General features: G+C 53.8%; 18 protein-coding genes, 1 tRNA gene and 1 pseudogene. 4 read left to right on the top strand and 16 right to left on the bottom strand.

The features are described from left to right. Positions 1–111: 111 nt before the first annotated feature. Positions 112–504 (top strand): annotated as a pseudogene (locus ACOTX1_RS20205) (hypothetical protein); the annotation flags it as partial. 584 nt (positions 505–1,088) lie between these two features. Here the strand turns inward: ACOTX1_RS20205 and ACOTX1_RS20200 are convergent. From ACOTX1_RS20200 to proB, 3 genes are all read right to left on the bottom strand, one after another. Then, positions 1,089–1,161 (bottom strand) — tRNA-Thr (locus tag ACOTX1_RS20200). Between the two features lie 111 nt (positions 1,162–1,272). Then, complete coding sequence (proA, locus tag ACOTX1_RS20195; RefSeq protein ID WP_023315480.1) at positions 1,273–2,526, bottom strand: glutamate-5-semialdehyde dehydrogenase; 1,254 nt, start codon at positions 2,524–2,526, stop codon at positions 1,273–1,275. 11 nt (positions 2,527–2,537) lie between these two features. After that, positions 2,538–3,641 carry a glutamate 5-kinase gene (gene proB / locus ACOTX1_RS20190; protein ID WP_023315479.1) on the bottom strand — a complete coding sequence of 368 codons (1,104 nt, stop codon included), beginning with the start codon at positions 3,639–3,641 and terminating at the stop codon, positions 2,538–2,540. Between the two features lie 305 nt (positions 3,642–3,946). On the opposite strand from proB, the gene phoE reads away from it, so the two are divergent. Continuing rightward, positions 3,947–4,999: a phosphoporin PhoE gene (phoE, locus tag ACOTX1_RS20185; RefSeq protein WP_003863199.1), complete on the top strand. Its 1,053-nt coding sequence runs from the start codon at positions 3,947–3,949 to the stop codon at positions 4,997–4,999. 132 nt (positions 5,000–5,131) lie between these two features. On the opposite strand, the gene crl is transcribed toward phoE, so the two are convergent. The 3 genes from crl to gpt form a co-directional block, all read right to left on the bottom strand. Continuing rightward, positions 5,132–5,533: a sigma factor-binding protein Crl gene (gene crl, locus ACOTX1_RS20180; protein ID WP_003863201.1), complete on the bottom strand. Its 402-nt coding sequence runs from the start codon at positions 5,531–5,533 to the stop codon at positions 5,132–5,134. A gap of 56 nt (positions 5,534–5,589) precedes the next feature. Beyond that, positions 5,590–6,834 carry an esterase FrsA gene (frsA, locus tag ACOTX1_RS20175; protein ID WP_023295967.1) on the bottom strand — a complete coding sequence of 415 codons (1,245 nt, stop codon included), beginning with the start codon at positions 6,832–6,834 and terminating at the stop codon, positions 5,590–5,592. 104 nt (positions 6,835–6,938) lie between these two features. Beyond that, complete coding sequence (gpt, locus tag ACOTX1_RS20170; RefSeq protein ID WP_003863205.1) at positions 6,939–7,397, bottom strand: xanthine phosphoribosyltransferase; 459 nt, start codon at positions 7,395–7,397, stop codon at positions 6,939–6,941. 258 nt (positions 7,398–7,655) lie between these two features. On the opposite strand from gpt, the gene pepD reads away from it, so the two are divergent. Then, the gene (gene pepD, locus ACOTX1_RS20165; protein WP_023315478.1) at positions 7,656–9,113 is read left to right on the top strand and encodes a cytosol nonspecific dipeptidase; all 1,458 of its coding nucleotides are present in this window, start codon (positions 7,656–7,658) and stop codon (positions 9,111–9,113) included. Between the two features lie 55 nt (positions 9,114–9,168). Here pepD and dinB read toward each other — a convergent pair whose 3' ends face one another. The 8 genes from dinB to ACOTX1_RS20125 form a co-directional block, all read right to left on the bottom strand. Further along, positions 9,169–10,227, bottom strand: a complete 1,059-nt coding sequence (dinB, locus tag ACOTX1_RS20160) for a DNA polymerase IV (protein ID WP_003863209.1) — start codon at positions 10,225–10,227, stop codon at positions 9,169–9,171. A gap of 107 nt (positions 10,228–10,334) precedes the next feature. Continuing rightward, positions 10,335–10,535, bottom strand: coding sequence for a (Na+)-NQR maturation NqrM (gene nqrM / locus ACOTX1_RS20155; protein ID WP_003863212.1), 201 nt, complete (start codon positions 10,533–10,535; stop codon positions 10,335–10,337). Positions 10,536–10,537: 2 nt separating this feature from the next. Beyond that, positions 10,538–11,761 carry an NADH:ubiquinone reductase (Na(+)-transporting) subunit F gene (gene nqrF, locus ACOTX1_RS20150; protein ID WP_023315477.1) on the bottom strand — a complete coding sequence of 408 codons (1,224 nt, stop codon included), beginning with the start codon at positions 11,759–11,761 and terminating at the stop codon, positions 10,538–10,540. A 10-nt stretch (positions 11,762–11,771) separates the two neighbouring features. Further along, the gene (gene nqrE / locus ACOTX1_RS20145) at positions 11,772–12,368 is read right to left on the bottom strand and encodes an NADH:ubiquinone reductase (Na(+)-transporting) subunit E (RefSeq protein ID WP_003863217.1); all 597 of its coding nucleotides are present in this window, start codon (positions 12,366–12,368) and stop codon (positions 11,772–11,774) included. 6 nt (positions 12,369–12,374) lie between these two features. Beyond that, positions 12,375–13,013, bottom strand: a complete 639-nt coding sequence (locus tag ACOTX1_RS20140) for an NADH:ubiquinone reductase (Na(+)-transporting) subunit D (RefSeq protein ID WP_003863219.1) — start codon at positions 13,011–13,013, stop codon at positions 12,375–12,377. Next, positions 13,006–13,800 (bottom strand): Na(+)-translocating NADH-quinone reductase subunit C, encoded by a 795-nt coding sequence (locus ACOTX1_RS20135; protein ID WP_023315476.1) that lies wholly within the window; start codon positions 13,798–13,800, stop codon positions 13,006–13,008. The genes ACOTX1_RS20140 and ACOTX1_RS20135 overlap by 8 nt, the downstream gene beginning before the upstream one ends. After that, entirely contained in the window at positions 13,793–15,028 is a 1,236-nt protein-coding gene (locus tag ACOTX1_RS20130; protein ID WP_023315475.1) for an NADH:ubiquinone reductase (Na(+)-transporting) subunit B, read from the bottom strand. The genes ACOTX1_RS20135 and ACOTX1_RS20130 overlap by 8 nt, the downstream gene beginning before the upstream one ends. Before the next feature lie 2 nt (positions 15,029–15,030). After that, positions 15,031–16,374 carry a Na(+)-translocating NADH-quinone reductase subunit A gene (locus tag ACOTX1_RS20125; protein WP_023315474.1) on the bottom strand — a complete coding sequence of 448 codons (1,344 nt, stop codon included), beginning with the start codon at positions 16,372–16,374 and terminating at the stop codon, positions 15,031–15,033. A gap of 300 nt (positions 16,375–16,674) precedes the next feature. Between ACOTX1_RS20125 and dpaA the strand changes: the two genes are divergently transcribed. Continuing rightward, positions 16,675–17,415, top strand: coding sequence for a peptidoglycan meso-diaminopimelic acid protein amidase (dpaA, locus tag ACOTX1_RS20120; RefSeq protein ID WP_023315473.1), 741 nt, complete (start codon positions 16,675–16,677; stop codon positions 17,413–17,415). On the opposite strand, the gene ACOTX1_RS20115 is transcribed toward dpaA, so the two are convergent. Beyond that, positions 17,386–18,153, bottom strand: coding sequence for a class II glutamine amidotransferase (locus tag ACOTX1_RS20115; RefSeq protein ID WP_017383120.1), 768 nt, complete (start codon positions 18,151–18,153; stop codon positions 17,386–17,388). The genes dpaA and ACOTX1_RS20115 overlap by 30 nt on opposite strands. Positions 18,154–18,201: 48 nt before the next feature. After that, positions 18,202–18,780, bottom strand: a complete 579-nt coding sequence (gene lpcA, locus ACOTX1_RS20110) for a D-sedoheptulose 7-phosphate isomerase (protein WP_003863232.1) — start codon at positions 18,778–18,780, stop codon at positions 18,202–18,204. Positions 18,781–18,985 lie beyond the last annotated feature (205 nt).

Raw genomic sequence — 18,985 nt, 5'->3', positions numbered from 1 at the left:
ATAACAGTAAGCGTCGGCATGGTTCTAGCGAACAGATGTCACCGACAGAATATGAAAACCAGTATTATCAACGGCTCGGAAGTGTCTAGATTATCCGTGGCGATTCATACTACTCAATCTATAAAACTAAACTGGAGTCTCCTCCCTCAAGGACAATATCCTTGGACCACCATTGGTTCGCAAATTATGTCAGCTATCAAACCGAGAGGAAAAGGAAATGCTGCTGTTGTAGAGGGTAGACTTGAACTCATTAACAGTAAGGAACCTGATTTTGTTGCTGTCGGAAGAGCTGGCTTCCAGGGATATGTAATTTTTGGGTTTCCCAATCACAATACCTACGTATTGGAAAGCTCGCAATGTAACAACGCAACCTATATTTTTAACAACGATTGGCAACAATTATCCCAGCTAACTAAAGCTGAGATATTAGATGGAAATTTGCACCGCGCCAGAGTAATTCATCGAAGAAACTGGGCTGCTGAAATCCTCAGATACTTACCTTAACAGCCATGAGTGCGGGAGCTATGTCTCCCGCACTTTTCCTAATGATATACATTTAACTTCAGACAATAGAAGCCATAAAGCCCCGTTAGTGGTACAAGCAACAAGCGGAGCGTAGCGACTTCATCAGGCCAACCTAGTTGGTTTCGCTTTGCGAAAGTCACCAGTGACCAAATCAGATTGTCAGAGGGATCACACCTTATCAGGGTGCTCGTGTACCTTTCGGAGCGTGAGCGAAGCGCTGGCAGAGCCGGATCTGTAGCTACCGGGGCATTACCACTATTCACCTGTTTACGCAGCCACAAGGCCGCACATCGGGCTTAAATGCGTGTGATCAATCTGTTTCGGGAGGATTTAGAGACGTTGGCAGCGTCATCAGCTTCGAGTTGATAGCGGTTCGTGGGGACTATTCACGCTTTGTACCTGTTCGAGCTTTACAACTACAGGCCGCTACGTGCTAACATCCCTGAATAGCCACTGTTAACCATAGCGGCAACTGTTGGTCATAGAATCCCTTAAAAAAAGATTGTATCTTGAGAGCGAAAATCGTCTTAAGCTATTGTTTTTAAAGGATTTTGTTGTGTGAGTGCCGATAATAGGAGTCGAACCTACGACCTTCGCATTACGAATGCGCTGCTCTACCAACTGAGCTATATCGGCCCTGAAAGGCCGGTTACGAGCGTAACCACGGGGCAAAAGAGTAGATCTAACCGGGTGATGCGTCAATGCCCTTTTGAATCAAACGGCTATTTTTGCATCACCCGCGATTATTTACGCACGAATGGTATCATCACCAAAGCCGATCCACTTGTAGGTGGTCAGCGCTTCCAGCCCCATCGGACCGCGGGCGTGCAGCTTCTGTGTGCTCACCGCCACCTCCGCGCCCAGACCAAACTGGCCGCCATCGGTAAAGCGCGTCGAGGCATTGACGTAAACCGCAGACGAATCCACTTCATTCACAAACCGATCGGCATTGCGCAGGGTGCGCGTCAGGATCGCGTCAGAATGCTGGGTTCCGTGTTCACGAATGTGCGCAATAGCGTCATCGAGATCCGCAACTACCTTCACGTTCAGATCCAGCGACAAATACTCATCGTCGTACTGCTCCGCGTTAACCGGAACGACCTTCGCCGGACCGTCTTTCAGCAGGGCGAAAGCCTTCTCGTCCGCATGCAGCGTGACGCCACTTTCCGCCATCTGCTTGCTCAGCGCTGGCAGGAAGGTACTGGCGATGCCCTGATGCACCAGCAGCGTTTCTACCGTATTACAGGTGCTTGGACGCTGGGTTTTAGCGTTGACGATAATCTTCAGCGCAGGTTCTACCTCCGCGGTGTCATCCACCACGATATGGCATACGCCAATACCACCGGTGATCACCGGAATGGTAGATTGCTCGCGGCACAGCTTGTGCAGGCCCGCACCGCCGCGTGGGATGAGCATGTCGATGTATTTGTCCATGCGCAGCATCTCGTTAACCAGAGCACGGTCGGGGCTTTCAATCGCCTGCACGGCACCCGCCGGTAAACCACACTCCTCCAGCGCCTGCTGGATGACGTTTACCGTCGCGGCGTTGGTGCGCCAGGTCTCTTTCCCGCCACGCAGGATCGCGGCGTTACCGGTCTTCAGGCACAGGGAGGCGACATCCACCGTCACGTTTGGACGCGCTTCGTAAATCACCCCAATGACGCCAAGCGGCACGCGACGACGTTCAAGGCGTAACCCGCTGTCGAGCACCCCACCGTCAATCACCTGCCCTACCGGGTCGGCGAGGTTGCACACCTGACGGACGTCGTCGGCAATACCTTTCAGACGCGCCGGGGTCAGCGCCAGACGGTCGAGCATCGCTTCGCTCAAGCCGTTGCGACGCGCTTCCAGCAGATCCTGCTCGTTGGCGAGCAAAATTTCCTGCGACTGAGATTCCAGATAATCAGCGATTTTTTCCAGCACGCGGTTTTTCTCGCGGCTGGAAAGGAGCGCCAGTTTATACGAGGCGGCTTTCGCGGCTGCGCCCATTTGTTCCAGCATGTTCTGGCTCCTTAACGAATAATCATGTCGTCGCGATGCACGGCAACCGAGCCATATTCATAGCCCAGGATGGCGTCGATCTGCTGGGAATGGTGACCAGCAATCCGACGCAGCGCGTCGCTGTTATAACGACTTACGCCATGAGCGATGTCGCGACCTTCAAGGTTACGGATTCGGATCACTTCACCACGCGAGAAGTTGCCTGTCACGCTTTTAATTCCTTTTGGAAGTAACGAGCTTCCTCTTTCCAGAATAGCGGCGGTCGCGCCTTCATCCACGGTCAGTTCGCCAGCCGGGGGCGCACCAAAGATCCAGCGTTTTCGGTTTTCCAGCGGGGTCGCCTGGGCGTGGAAGCGAGTACCCACAGAGATGCCTTCCATCACATCACCGATTACGCCCGGACGGCTGCCCGCGGCGATGATGGTGTCGATACCGGCCCGGCACGCCACGTCCGCGGCCTGGAGCTTGGTGCCCATGCCGCCTGTCCCCAGACCAGAAACGCTGTCACCCGCGATGGCGCGCAGCGCATCGTCAATGCCGTGAACGTCTTTGATCAGTTCAGCCTGTGGATTAGAGCGCGGATCAGCGGTAAACAGCCCCTGCTGATCGGTCAGAAGCAGCAGCTTATCGGCCCCTGCCAGGATCGCCGCCAGCGCAGAGAGGTTATCGTTGTCGCCCACTTTGATTTCAGCGGTGGCAACAGCGTCGTTTTCGTTAATGACCGGAACGATATGGTTATCCAGCAGCGCGCGCAGCGTATCGCGGGCATTCAGGAAACGTTCTCTGTCTTCCATATCCGCACGCGTCAGCAGCATCTGCCCGACGTGAATGCCGTAGATGGAGAACAGTTGTTCCCAGAGCTGTATGAGTCGGCTTTGTCCCACGGCGGCCAGCAGCTGTTTGGAAGCGATCGTCGCGGGGAGTTCGGGGTAGCCCAGGTGTTCACGCCCGGCGGCAATCGCCCCGGATGTCACAATTACAATACGATGCCCTGCGGCATGCAACTGAGCGCACTGACGTACAAGCTCAACGATATGGGCACGATTCAGGCGGCGCGATCCGCCTGTTAACACACTGGTACCGAGTTTTACCACCAGCGTCTGGCTGTCACTCATGATTCTCTGCCGTTCAACAATAAGGGAAAATGATGTCAGTCAGACGTTTTAACAGGTGTCAGCCCCGTTGCCAACTGCCTTAGCGCATGACCCGTCACTTTGTTGCGCGGGATCAGGAAGCGTAGCGGCAGATTTTGACAATTTTATTACCGAAAAATTAAAACATACTTTTTTAGACATATTCTTACTTTGTCATAAAACTTTCACCCACGAACGATAAAACCCTTCCTGTTTTTCACGGGGTAATAAGCCGAATCTTATTACTCAGCGAATATTAGCGCGTTTTTATAAAATCAGGATTGAAAATGAAAAAGAGCACTCTGGCATTAGTGGTAATGGGCGTAGTTGCTTCCGCATCTGTTCAGGCAGCAGAAGTTTATAATAAAAACGGGAATAAACTGGACGTGTACGGCAAAGTAAAAGCAATGCACTACATCAGTGATGATGACGCTAAGGATGGTGACCAGACTTATGTTCGTTTCGGCTTTAAGGGTGAAACGCAGATTAACGATCAGCTGACGGGCTACGGACGTTGGGAAGCTGAGTTCGCGGGTAACAAAGCTGAAAGCGACTCTTCTCAAAAAACACGTCTGGCATTTGCCGGGCTGAAACTGAAAGACTTCGGCTCACTGGATTATGGCCGTAACCTGGGCGCGCTGTATGATGTCGCCGCATACACCGATATGTTCCCGGAGTTTGGCGGTGACGGCCTGGCACAGACCGATAACTTCATGACGAAACGCGCCTCCGGTCTGGCCACATACCGTAATACCGATTTCTTTGGCCTGGTTGACGGCCTGAATATGACCCTGCAATACCAGGGCAAAAATGAAAACCGCGACGTGAAGAAGCAAAACGGTGACGGCTTCGGTACCTCACTGAGCTATGACTTCGGCGGCAGCGATTTTTCTGTGATTGGTGCGTATGCCAGCTCCGACCGCACCAACGAGCAAAACCTTCAGGCACGCGGCGAAGGTAAAAAAGCAGAAGGCTGGGCAACCGGTTTGAAATATGATGCCAATGATATTTATCTGGCCACTATCTATTCCGAAACCCGCAATATGGCCCCTATTTCCGGTGGCTTTGCAAATAAAGCGCAAAACTTCGAAGTGGTCGCGCAATATCAGTTTGACTTTGGTCTGCGTCCATCTCTGGGTTACGTGCAGTCTAAAGGCAAAGATATCGAAGGTATCGGCGATGAAGATATCGTGAAATACATCGACGTAGGTGCGACATATTATTTCAACAAAAATATGTCTGCGTTTGTTGATTATAAGATCAATCAGATTGATGACGATAATAAACTGGGCGTAAGCAGCGATGATATCGTTGCGCTGGGCATGACCTACCAGTTCTGATGTTGTGGTAATAAAAAAACCGGCGCTGAGCCGGTTTTTTTGTGCCCGGTGACGCTGTGCTTACCGGGCGTACGGGATAGTACATTTTTCAGACCGGGTAAGGCGTAGCCGCCACCCGGCGCTGGGACATCATCAGGCTCTCAGTTTCACCGCTTCGCTGGAAAAATCGTCCGCAGGCTCCAGCTTCAGATCCAATGTTGCCAGCAGGTCGCGAGCTCTGCCGTGAAATTCTTTTAGCGTATGCTCCAGGCGATCGATCACTTCCTGATCTTTGATGCTCGTCGCCTGCCAGTGCCCGTCTTTATTAAACAGGCCAAACTGATAGGTATAGGTAAAACGGTTTTCCTGTGCTTCCATTTCCATCCACCAGCCCCAGAACTCACGTTTTTCGGGTGCAGGCTTCACGTTGACGCAAACAGCCAGGCAGTCGAAAAAAAAGCGATTCTCTTCACACTGCTCTTCTCGAATATACGGGCCAAGAGCCATGAACTTCTTAATCAGTCTACTTTTCGGGTGTCCACTCGGTAACGTCATTGCGATCTCCTTTTGTGAAGCACTGTTTTACCAAACCAACGAAATTTAGCAAACTATTAACACAATCTCTGCGTGATCCAGCGTGTGATCTCTTTCAGCGCTTTGTCAAAATTCTGGTACACCGGGCTGAAGGGCACCTCCAGCAATTTACCATCAGAAGATGACGAAGTGATTAAGCGTGACTCCTCTTCCGGGCTAAACGGATCGTTCTTCCAGAAACCGGACATCATCGGAGTTGGACAGCGGCGGCCGAGTAAGCCCTGCGTTTTTAATGAATAACGATTAAGTTCAATGCGCAACGCTTCGTCTGAAGCATCATGCATGCCAAGTCGGCTCGCCAGTACGTCCAGATACATCTCAGGAACGCTACCCTGACGCGCAGGATCGCTTAACAGAGCATGCACCACCGGACCAAGACAGGCGACGGCCTTCAGGCGTGAAGATTCAAGGTAGGCAAGCCGTACCGCGACGTTAGCGCCAAAGCGGAAGCCAAACGCGCCAACCCGGGTGTGATCAACCCAGGGGATATTCTCCAGCGCTTTTAATGCATGCTGGTGCAGCAGGCTGGAGTCTTGCGTAAGTTTCCATTTGGATGAAAAACCAATGGAAGGCATATCAAGCGTGAGCATGGCGATTCCGTTTGGGGCAAAGTAGCGCTCATACAGGCTGTAATAGTCAATTTGTAACGAGTCCAGTCCACCGCACATCAGAACCGTCGGGAACGGCCCTTCCCCCTCCGGCATATGCAGGAATCCGGTCACCGGGCTGCCGCCGGGAATGGCGAACTCAATTTCACGCATCCGGCCAGGCAACCGCTGCGCAGCCTCTTCATAAGCCCGGTTTGCCAGCGCCTGCGCCTGCTCTGCCAGTTCGTCGCCTTTAAGATGCGGATATGCAGCGATGCTGTAAAGGTTTGCCGCATGCAGCCAGTGCTTGCCGCTGAGAGTGGCATCTTCTTCCTGGCTCGCTTTTTGCTGCCAGAGCATGGCCTGCTTTGACCATTCGTAGATCCAGTTTCCACCACGGTAGCCCACCACCGTATCGTAGAGATCGCTGTCGGTACGCTCGGACTCGCTCATCACGATACGCGCCTGCACGTCGAGGATTTCACGCGGATCGATGCCGCGCCAGATCCACATCAGGCGGTTAATCATTCGATACCAGTGGGGCACGTTTTTACCGTCTAACGCTGACTGAACGGCAGGCATTGTCCCCGGATTAAACCGACGCACCAGCGTCGACGTTTCAGGGTGCTTGAAACGGGGTTTGAAGAGAGTTTCGGTGAGATTCGCCTGCGTCATTGCGTTGCCTCCATGGATACGTCATATGAAGACCATTGTAACGCGTGGCAGGGTAAAAAGAACAACGCCCGGCATAACCGGGCGTGTAAAGTTACGTACTGAAATTAACGGCCAGAGATAGGCGGTACGAAGACCACGCCCATATCCCATGGCTGTTCAATCCAGGTATCCTGCGGGATATCAATGACGTAATCATCAACCAGTGGGCGACCCGCTGGTTTCGCGAAGATAGTGACGAAGTGCGCTTTTGGATACATTTCGCGGATAGCCACCGCAGTACCGCCGGTATCCACCAGATCGTCGATAACGATAAAGCCTTCACCGTCGCCTTCCGCGCGTTTTAGCACTTTCAGTTCGCGCTGGTTGTCGTGATCGTAGCTGGAGATACATACGGTATCGACATGACGAATACCCAGCTCACGTGCCAGCAGCGCCCCCGGTACCAGACCGCCACGGCTGACGGCAATAATGCCTTTCCACTGTTCGGAAGGCATCAGACGCGCAGCCAGTTTGCGTGCGTGAATCTGCAACATGTCCCAGGTGACGACGTATTTTTCGCTCATGTGAAGTGTCCCAGCCTGTTTATATACGGCTTAAAAAAATGAGGGTGAACCAGGTTGCGCGAGATTATAGAGATCTGACGCACTAAAAACCAGTGTTACGCGCCATGAGCCTGAGTTTTTACATGCTTAATGCTACCAGCCACGGGAGAAAGTGGTATTCTCAGTTGCATCTCGCAAGCCTGACTTGTGGTAACGATTAACCTGCTAACCCTGTGACCTGCAACATTGTTTTGCAGCGCAACGACAAGGAGACCTATCGTGTCTGAACTGTCTCAATTATCTCCACAGCCGCTGTGGGATATTTTTGCCAAAATCTGCTCCATTCCGCACCCTTCCTATCACGAAGAACAGCTTGCCGAACATATTATGGGCTGGGCAAAGGAAAAAGGTCTGCACGCTGAACGCGACCAGGCTGGCAATATTCTTATCCGCAAACCTGCCACCGCAGGTATGGAAAACCGTAAGCCAGTGGTATTGCAGGCGCACCTGGACATGGTTCCGCAGAAAAACAACGACACCGTTCACGACTTCACAAAAGACCCGATTCAGCCGTACATCGACGGCGAGTGGGTGAAGGCGCGCGGCACGACCCTGGGCGCAGATAACGGTATTGGTATGGCTTCCGCGCTGGCCGTGCTGGCTGACGACAGCGTTGAACACGGTCCGCTGGAAGTGCTGCTGACCATGACTGAAGAAGCGGGCATGGATGGCGCGTTCGGTCTCCAGGCAAACTGGCTGCAAGCGGACATTCTGATCAACACCGACTCCGAAGAAGAAGGTGAGATCTACATGGGCTGCGCGGGCGGGATCGATTTCATCTCTACCCTGCCGCTGTCCCGCGAAGCAATCCCTGCTGGATTCGAGACCTTTAAGCTGACGCTGAAAGGGCTGAAAGGCGGTCACTCCGGCGGTGATATTCACCTGGGCCTGGGCAACGCCAACAAACTGCTGGCGCGTTTCCTGGCGGGCCATGCCGCTGAACTGGATCTGCGTCTGGTGGACTTCAACGGCGGTACTCTGCGTAACGCGATCCCTCGCGAAGCCTTCGCTACCTTGGCAGTGCCTGCGTCGAAAGCGGACGAGCTGAAAAAACTCTCCAGCGTGTATCTGGAGATCCTGAAAAACGAACTGTCTGCAAAAGAGAAAAACCTGACGGTGGTGCTGGAGTCCGTTACGACGGATAAAGCCGCGCTGACCGCACAGTCTCGTGACACGTTCGTCCAGCTGCTGAACGCAACGCCAAACGGCGTTATTCGCAACTCTGACGTGGCGAAAGGCGTGGTGGAAACCTCCCTGAACGTGGGCGTGGTGACCATGGGTGACGACAGCGCAGAGATCATCTGCCTGATCCGTTCCCTGATCGACAGCGGTAAAGAGTACGTTGTGAGCATGCTGGAATCTCTGGGTACCCTGGCGGGCGCGAAAACGTCGGCAAAAGGCAGCTACCCGGGCTGGCAGCCGGATGCAAGTTCTCCGGTCATGGCACTGGTGCGTGAAACTTATCAGCGACTGTTCAACAGCACCCCGAACATTCAGGTTATTCACGCGGGTCTGGAGTGTGGTCTGTTCAAGAAACCGTATCCGGATATGGACATGGTCTCCATTGGGCCGACCATCACGGGTCCACACTCCCCGGATGAACAGGTTCATATTGAAAGCGTCGGTCACTACTGGACGCTGCTGACTGAGCTGCTGAAAGCAATCCCTGCGAAGTAATTCGCCGTCTGTTGCCCGGTGGCGCTACGCTTACCGGGCCTACAATTAGCGTAATCTACAGTCCCAACACCAGCTGACGCTCCAGCTGCGGATCCAGCAAGGTGACGTGCAGCCCCACCAGCCTCACCCCTCGCCCGCCCCGCCGTTCTTCCCATGCCTTTTTTGCCGTCGCGATAAGATCCTCTTTGTTGAGGCGTGGCCAGACGTGTTCCTGCGTCGTTTGCTGAAAATCGTTAAATTTCAGTTTGATGCCCTGCCGGGCAATAAGCAGATCCGGTTTGACCTTCAGTAAGCGTCGTTCAAGTTCAGGATAGAGTTGTTCCGTAATAATGGTTTCACATTCGGTCCAGTCATGGATATCTTCACTCAGCGTGCGTTCAACGCCGACCGATTTACGCAGCCGTTCGTTGTTCACATCCCGGTCATCAATGCCCTGACTGCGTTCCCACAGTACGCGGCCAAACTTGCCAAAACGCTTAAGCAGCAGCGCCAGATCGCTGCGCTGAACGTCTTCGCAGGTGCGTAGCCCCATACTTTCCAGCTTCGCGGCGGAGACTTTGCCCACTCCGGGGATTTTGCTGAGCGGCAGCGTCTTTAAAAACGCCGAAACTTCTTCCGGAGTGATAACGTACTGGCCGTTGGGCTTATTTAAATCGGAGGCGATTTTGGCGAGAAATTTGACCGGCGCGACACCCGCCGATGCCGTCAGGTTCAGCTCGTTGAAAATAGTCTGGCGGATCTCCTGCGCCATCAGGGTGGCGGAGCCGTGGCAGTGCACGCTGTGGGTGACATCCAGATAGGCTTCATCCAGCGATAACGGTTCAATCAGTGAGGTGTAGCGGGAAAAGATCTCCCGAATGTGGCTCGATGCTTCTTTATAGGCATCAAAACGTCCGGGCAAAAGAGTGAGATGCGGGCACAGTTTCAGCGCCATCGCTGTCGGCATGGCGCTGCGCACGCCGTATTTGCGAGCAGGATAGTTGGCGGTGCTGATGACACCGCGCTGTACCCGGCTGCCGCCAATGGCAATGGGAATATCCCGCAGCGCCGGGTTGTCACGCATCTCCACTGCGGCAAAAAAGCAGTCCATATCGACATGGATTATTTTGCGCATAGTAAGCCCTCACTCGTTACTGGATAAGTATACAGTAAACAAATGAGGGTTGAGAAGTGTGCATGGAAATTGTCGGGTGGCGGCGTTGCCTTACCCGACCAGGAAGACTAAATAATGCGTTGCTGCTCGCGAGCCATCCGCTTTTTCCGCGCATCGCACGGTTCCGGACAATCGCACACTTTTTCCATTCCGATGGAAGAGATGCCTCCGCAACTGCCCTGAATGCTTTTACGCTTGATGATCCAGCCTAAGGACATGCCGAAGATCACCAGCACAAACACCGCAAAGGTCGCCAGAAAGGTCAGCATAATCAGCCTCCGAAATCATCGAGCATGATGTTCTCATCTTCCACGCCAAGATCTTTTAGCATCTTAATCACGGCCGCGTTCATCATTGGTGGACCACACATATAGAACTCGCAGTCTTCCGGTGCCGGGTGCTGTTTGAGGTAATTTTCATACAGCACGTTGTGGATGAAGCCCGTATAGCCTGTCCAGTTATCTTCCGGCTGCGGATCGGATAACGCCACATGGAAGGTAAAGTTAGGGTTATCACGTGCCAGTTGTTCAAACTCATCGTCATAGAACATTTCGCGCAGTGAACGCGCTCCGTACCAGAAGCTGATCTTGCGCTTGCTGCCAAGTCGTTTGAGCTGGTCAAAGATATGTGAACGCATCGGCGCCATACCCGCTCCGCCGCCGATAAAGACCATCTCCGCGTCAGTATCTTTGGCAAAGAATTCGCCGAACGGGCCGGAAATCGTCACTTTGTCGCCAGGCTTGAGGGACCAGATATAGGATGACATGACGCCAGGGGGGGCATCAGGCACATTCGGTGGCGGCGTGGCGATACGCACGTTGAGCATAATAATGCCCTTCTCTTCCGGGTAGTTAGCCATGGAATAGGCGCGGAGCGCGGGCTCTTTTACCTCGGAAACAAAGCGGAAGAGGTTAAATTTATCCCAGTCGGCCCGGTACTCTTCGGGCACGTCGAAGTCAGCATACGCGACGGTGTGTGCCGGACATTCAATCTGGATATACCCACCCGCACGGAACGGGACGCTCTCCCCTTCAGGGACACGCAGCTTGAGCTCTTTAATGAACGTGGCTTTGTTATCGTTAGAGATAACTTCGCACTCCCATTTTTTCACGCCGAAGATCTCCTCCGGCAGCTCAATCTTCATGTTCTGGCGCACAGCGACCTGACACGCCAGACGGCATCCCTCTTTCGCTTCACGCTTCGTAATATGGGACAGTTCCGTTGGCAGAATATCACCGCCGCCCTCTTTCACCGTCACACGGCACTGGCCACAGGAGCCACCGCCGCCACAGGCAGACGAGACAAAAATCCCGTTGCCGGAGAGCGTGTTAAGCAGCTTATCCCCTGCCGGGGTACGGATCTGATTCTGCGGATCGTCATTGATATCAATGATCACATCCCCGGAATTGACCAGCTTCGCACGCGCCGCCAGGATCAGCCCTGACAGCACCAGTACTATCAGCGTGAACATCACCACGCCAAGAATAATTTCCATTTGTTAGCCCTTATAGCTGCACACCGGAGAAGGACATAAAGCCCAACGCCATCAGGCCGGTGGTGATAAAGGTGATCCCTAAGCCACGAAGCCCCGCAGGTACGTTGGCATATTTCATTTTTTCACGGATCCCCGCCATGGTAACAATCGCCAGCATCCAGCCGATACCGGAACCGAAGCCATACACAACCGATTCACTGAAGTTGTAATCACGCTGAACCATAAAGGAAACACCGCCAAAAATGGCGCAGTTCACGGCGATCAGCGGCAGGAAGATCCCCAGCGCGTTGTACAGCGACGGGAAGTATTTATCGAGGATCATCTCCAGGATCTGAACAAGCGCCGCAATCACTCCGATAAAGGTGATGAAGTTCAGGAAGCTAAGATCAACCCCCTCCACCAGCGCGCCATCGCGCAGCACGAAGTTGAATACCAGGTTGTTAATCGGAACGGACAGCCCAAGCACAACGGTGACTGCCACGCCCAGACCAAATGCCGTCGATACCTTTTTAGAAACGGCAAGGAACGTACACATGCCCAGGAAGAAAGCGAGCGCCATGTTTTCAACAAACACCGCGCGCACAAATAAACTCAGGTAATGAGCCATTGTCGGTTACTCCTTTTCCTGCTGTTCAGGCTTCAACGTACGAATCAGCCAGATCAGCAAACCGATAATGAAAAATGCGCTTGGGGCCAGCAGGAACAGGCCGTTCGGCAGATACCAGCCGCCGTTCTGTACCGTATCCAGCACCGGAATGCCAAACAGCTTGCCGCTGCCAATAAGTTCGCGCAGGAAACCAACCGTCAACAGGATTACGCCGTAACCCAGGCCGTTGCCGATACCGTCCATAAAGCTCGCCAGCGGCGGCATTTTCATCGCATAGGCTTCAGCACGCCCCATCACGATACAGTTGGTGATAATCAGGCCGACAAACACCGAAAGCTGCTTCGAGGTTTCATAGGCGAAGGCGCGCAGGAGCTGATCGACCACGATCACCAGCGAGGCGATGATCGCCATCTGCACGATGATCCTTACGCTGTTGGGTATGTGGTGGCGGATCATTGAGATAAACATGCTGGAAAAAGCTGTCACCAGCGTTACCGCCAGCGTCATGACCACCGCCGTTTCCAGCTTGGTGGTGACCGCCAGCGCCGAGCACACCCCCAGCACCTGAAGCGTTATCGGGTTATTGGCTAACAGCGGGCCAATCAGCACCTTTTTAACTTCTTTCAGTTCACCCGTATCAGCCATTATTCAGCGCTCCTTCACGTACATTCTTCAGGAAGGGACCAAAGCCCAGTTCACCCATCCAGAAATCAAAGCTGTGCTGCACACCGTTAGAGGTGAGCGTGGCGCCGGAAAGGCCATCAACGGCAAATTCATCGCCGGGACGCGCGCCCCCTTTTACCACCTTCAGCGCAGGCTGGCCGTTGTCGTCGAGCACTTTTTTACCAACAAACTGTGCCCGCCAGTTAGGGTTCTCAACTTCGCCCCCCAGCCCCGGCGTTTCGCCCTGATCGTAATAAGTAATGCCTTTAACCGTACGGCCGTCGGTATCCAGCGCCACAAAGGCGTACATCATTGACCATAAACCGTTGCCATAGATGGGCAACACGATTTTCTGAATGCGTTTTTGCTCGTCACGGACGAGGTAAATCTCCGCGACATTGCTGCGGCGCTTAATGCCTGCCGGATCCTGCGAGGCGTCAAGCGTGGTGCTCATTTGCGGATCTTTTAGCGCCAGCGCCTGGTTGTATTTCGCCGGGTCTTTATCCATTAACTCCCCGGTTTTTAAATCCACCAGCCGTGCGGTAATACGTTCGGCAAACACCGCTGCGACGTCATCCTTCGTCATGCCTTCCTGCATCAGCCCGGCAACGGCCAGGATGTTACGCTGTTTATCCAGCGCACGTTGCTCCTGCTGTAGCGGTTTCAACCCTACGGCAGAACCGGCCACGACAATGGAAGAAACCAGACACAGTACCAGCACCACCAGCAGCGTTTTGCTGATGCTGTCGTTATTTTTGATCTCAGCCACGCGCCTTCCTCCGCTTAATGTTGGCGCGCACGACCAGGTAGTCGAACAGCGGCGCAAACAGATTGGCAAACAGAATGGCCAACATCATCCCTTCCGGATAAGCCGGGTTGACCACGCGAATCAGTACACACATCACCCCAATGAGCGCGCCGTAACACCATTTACCTCTGTCGGTAAACGAAGCCGAGACCGGATCGGTGGCCATGAACATCATGCCAAACGCAAAGCCTCCCAGCACAAGGTGCCAGTACCACGGCATGGAGAACATCGGGTTTGTGTCTGAACCAATGAAGTTGAAAAGCGTGGCGGTGAGTACCATCCCGAGCATGACGCCAGCGACAATGCGCCAGGACGCCACGCGGCCAAAGAGGATGATGGCCCCGCCGATCAAAATCATCAGGGTAGACACTTCACCGATGGAGCCTGGAATATTGCCGATAAACGCATCAAACCAGGTGACAGGCTGTCCGGTTGCATTATTGACCAGCGTTTCGCCGCCGCCTGCCGCCCACTGTGAAAGCGGCGTCGCGCCGGAGAATCCGTCTGCTGCCGTCCACACCAGGTCGCCCGAGATTTGCGCCGGATAAGCAAAGAACAGGAACGCGCGTCCTGCCAGCGCCGGGTTGAGGAAGTTGCGTCCGGTCCCGCCGAAGATCTCCTTGGCAATCACCACGCCAAAGCTGATCCCCATCGCCGCCTGCCAGAGCGGCAGCGTTGGCGGAACAATCAGCGCAAACAGAATAGAGGTAACAAAGAAGCCCTCGTTGATCTCATGTTTGCGAATAATGGCGAACAGCACCTCCCAGAAACCGCCCACGATAAAGACAGTCATATAGATGGGGAGGAAAAAGACAGCGCCCAGCGCCATCATGCTGATCCAGCCGGCATCTGCCGCAAAGCTCACCCCCAGCGACTGTGCCAGACGATAGTGCCAGTCAGACTGAATCACCTGCGCCAGCTGCTCTGCATCATACATATGGTGCAGCGCCGGAATAGTTTGCAACCCAACGTTATACATCCCCCAGAACATGGCCGGGAAGACCGCAAACCAGACCAGAATCATCATTCGCTTGAGGTCGATGGCGTCGCGAACGTGCGCCGCGCCTTTCGTTACCAGACCCGGCGTGTAGAAAATGGTCGTTGTCGCTTCATACAGCGGGTAGTACTTTTTGAGCTTCCCTTCGGTAAAGTGCGGCTCAATTTTTTCAAAGAGGTGTTTTAAGCCCATGTTTATCCTTCCTGCTCAATGCGGGTTAACACCTCGCGCAATACGGGTCCATATTCGTATTTACCTGGACACACATAGGTACACAGCGCCAGATCTTCTTCGTCCAGCTCCAGACAGCCCAGCGCCTGGGCACCGTCGGTATCACCGGCCAGGAGATCCCGCAGCAGCACGGTGGGCAGAATATCCAGCGGCATCACGCGTTCGTAGTTGCCAATCGGAACCATGGCGCGCTCACCGCCGTTGGTGCTGGTGGAGAAGTTAAACAGCTTATGACGCAGGAAGTGGCCGAGCGTGGTGCGGGTTACCGAGTATTTTTCTGCGCCAGGCAGTACCCAGCCGAACAGCTCTTTATCGCGTCCTTCAAGCACCACACTCACCTGAAGATGGAAACGACCCAGCCAGGCCATCGGGCCTGTCGCGTGCCTGCCGCTCAGCACCGAACCGGAAATAATACGGTTTTCACCCTCTTTCGTTTCGCCAGCCAACAGCGCCGTCAGGTCAGCCCCAAGCAGCGTGCGAACCAGACGCGGTTGGGTTGCCTGAGGGCCGCCGATGGCAATAATGCGTTCTGCGCACAGCTCACCCGTGGTGAACAGCTTACCGATAGCGATCACGTCCTGATAATTAAGATGCCAGACCTGTTTCGTCAGGCTTACCGGCTCCAGGAAATGAATATGCGTTCCCACCAGTCCCGCCGGATGCGGGCCGGCAAATTCATTAAAGGCCACCTGCCCTTGCGGATGACCGCCCAGCTTACCGCCGCTGGCCTGGCAGACATGCACTTTGCCCGGCGTCAGGCGTGTTAACACGGTGAGGCCGGCATCGAAAGCTTTTCGTTCCGCCAGGATAAGAGGCTGCGGATCTGCGCTGAGCGGGTTGGTGTCGATGGCCGTAACGAAGATAGCGGCCGGCACAGTGCCTGGCACGGGCGTTTTGCTATAGGGCCGCGTGCGAAGCGCCGTCCACAGTCCCGACTCCAGCAGTTGCGTCTGCACCACGTCGTGGCTGAGGGTGGCGAGATCGGCGGCGTCAAAACGCGCAAATTCGCGTTTCTCATCACCTTCAATTTGAATAACAACCGATTGCAGGACGCGACGCTCACCACGATGGATGGCAACAACGGTGCCGCTGGCTGGGGCTGTAAACATAACGCCAGGATTTTTTTTATCCTCGAAGAGTGCCTGGCCTTTTATTACGCGATCGCCTTCCTGTACCAGCATCGCAGGACGCATGCCCACGTAATCATCACCTACAATGGCGACATGATGAATACTGGCGCCGGTGGTAACGTGCTGTTCAGGCACGCCAGAGATTGGCAGATCGAGTCCTTTTCTGATTCTAAACATGTGGTTAGCAGGTATCCATGAACAACAATCCAGAGAGGCCGGAGTGTACCATTTTCGGCCCTGCCAGGGGCAGCAAATCCGCCGTCTGGCGCGCCGAAATGCGAGCTATTGCGCAAAGTTCCTGGAGTCAGGACAATGTGAATGGGTTATAAAGTAAAACTAATTTGTAAACGCAAAGGTTGGCTCTTGCGAAAATCTCCATCGGTGCTAATGTGAGCGCTCCTGTCCAGATTAGTCTGATTTCGGGTGTCTTTTGCCGTTCTGGCAAGTTGGTCATTGTTTTATCAAGGAACCAGTAGTATGCGTAAAATCGCATTGTTCATTGCGATGCTTCTGATACCGTGCATGTCGTTTGCCGGGCTGCTTGGCAGTAATAGTTCAACGACGCCGATCAGTAAAGAGTATAAACAGCAGTTGATGGGATCCCCGGTTTATATTCAAATCTTCAAGGAAGAGCGCACACTCGATCTGTTTGTCAAAATGGGCGAGACGTATCAGCTGCTCGATAGCTACAAAATCTGTAACTATTCTGGCGGGCTGGGGCCGAAACAGCGGCAGGGTGACTTCAAAAGTCCGGAAGGGTTTTACAACGTTCAGCGTAACCAGCTAAAACCGGACAGCCGCTTCTATAAAGCGATTAACATCGGTTTCCCCAATGCCTTCGACCGTGCGCACGGTTACGAAGGGAAATACCTGATGATCCACGGCGCCTGCGTGTCTGTCGGCTGTTATGCGATGACGGATTCCGGCATTGATGAAATCTTCCAGTTTGTCACGGGCGCACTGGTCTTCGGTCAGCCGAATGTTCAGGTCAGCATCTATCCGTTCCGTATGACGGATGCGAACATGGCACGCCATAAGTACTCTGTTTACACAGATTTCTGGAAACAGCTAAAACCGGGCTATGACTACTTCGAGCAGACCCATAAGCCGCCGGTGGTGTCCATCGTCAATGGCCGTTACGTGGTGAGTAAACCGCTCAGCCATGAAGTGGTTCAGCCGCAGCTGGCGTCAAATTACGCGGTCCCCGAGACAAAATAGCGCCCACTCGCCTGGCATGATCTTTTGCCAGGTTTCGTTGCCCGTCAGTGGCTGCGTTGCAATGACAGTGACCACATCGTTCGGTGTGGTCTCCTTCTGAAAATCAATTTCCACATCCTGATCGAGCAGCGTGGCGACGCCAAACGGCGCACGTCGGGTGATCCAGAACAGATTTGTCGAGCAGAACGCCATCACGTAGCGCCCGTCAGACAGCAGCATATTAAAGACGCCCTTCTCGCGTAACTCAGACGCCAGTGACGCTATGTATTTAAAAACGGCGGTCATGTTGCCGGGCGTACGGGGGTAGCGCTCGGTCAGCTTGTGCAGCAGCCAGCAAAATGCTTTTTCGCTGTCCGTTTCACCGACAGGACGAAAATTGCCGGTTTCCAGTGATTTATAGCCCGAGAGCTGCCCGTTGTGCGCGTAGGTCCAGTTACGGCCCCACAGTTCACGGGTAAACGGATGGGTATTTTCCAGCGCCACTTCGCCGCGATTGGCCTGGCGAATATGCGCGATCACCGAACAGGATTTAATAGGATAGTCCTGCACCAGTCTGGCAATGGGTGAGTTAAAGCTGGGCTGTGGATCTTTAAACGTGCGGCATCCTTTGCCTTCGTAGAAGGTAATGCCCCAGCCGTCTTTATGCGGCCCGGTTCCTCCACCGCGCTGAACCAGCCCGGTAAAACTAAAGCAGATATCGGTTGGCACATTGGCGCTCATCCCGAGCAGTTCGCACATAGATCACCTCCACAACAGCGGGGGGCACCGGCGCCCCCCAGCGAAGTCTTACTTAACCATCTCTTTTTCGATCAATTGGATCAGGATGTGGATCACTTTGATGTGAATTTCCTGAACGCGATCGGCATAACCGAAGTGTGGAACGCGGATTTCAATGTCCGCTGTACCGTCCATCTTACCGCCATCTTTCCCGGTCAGGGTGATCACTTTCATGCCCTTCTCACGCGCGGCGGCGATCGCTTTGATCACGTTAGCGGAGTTACCGGACGTGGAGATACCGAGAAGCACATCGCCTTCACGGCCTACGGCTTCAACGTAGCGGGAAAAGATGTGGTCGTAACCAAAGTCGTTGCCTACACAGGAGATGTGGCTCACGTCGGAAATCGCAATCGCCGGGTAGCCCGGACGGTTTTCGCGATAGCGTCCGGTCAGCTCCTCGGCGAAGTGCATGGCGTCACAGTGGGAACCGCCGTTACCGCAGGAGAGCACTTTACCGCCGGCTTTGAAGCTGTCGGCAAGCAGGACCGCCGCGCGCTGAATAGCGTGAATATTGGCATCATCTTTCAGAAAGTTCGCCAGCGTTTCCGCCGCTTCGTTCAGTTCGTTACGAATAAGATCCTGGTACATGAGGATAATCCTTCAGTATTGATGAAATAACACAGTGGAGTGTACCGGATAGCAGTAAAAGCGAGAAGCTAAAGCCATGCGAATCGTCCGGCGTTTTGATTTTTTGTGCCGGCTAAAACGCGAACAATGTGAACCAGGTTGTAATTATTTTGTAAACACATTGCTAAAGGAAATGACATCAACTACAACCATATCATCACAAGTG

This window comes from Enterobacter cloacae complex sp. IR5401 (assembly GCF_049238425.1).
Taxonomy (GTDB): Bacteria; Pseudomonadota; Gammaproteobacteria; order Enterobacterales; family Enterobacteriaceae; genus Enterobacter; species Enterobacter hormaechei_C.
This window is presented reverse-complemented; position numbering and strand designations above follow the sequence as displayed.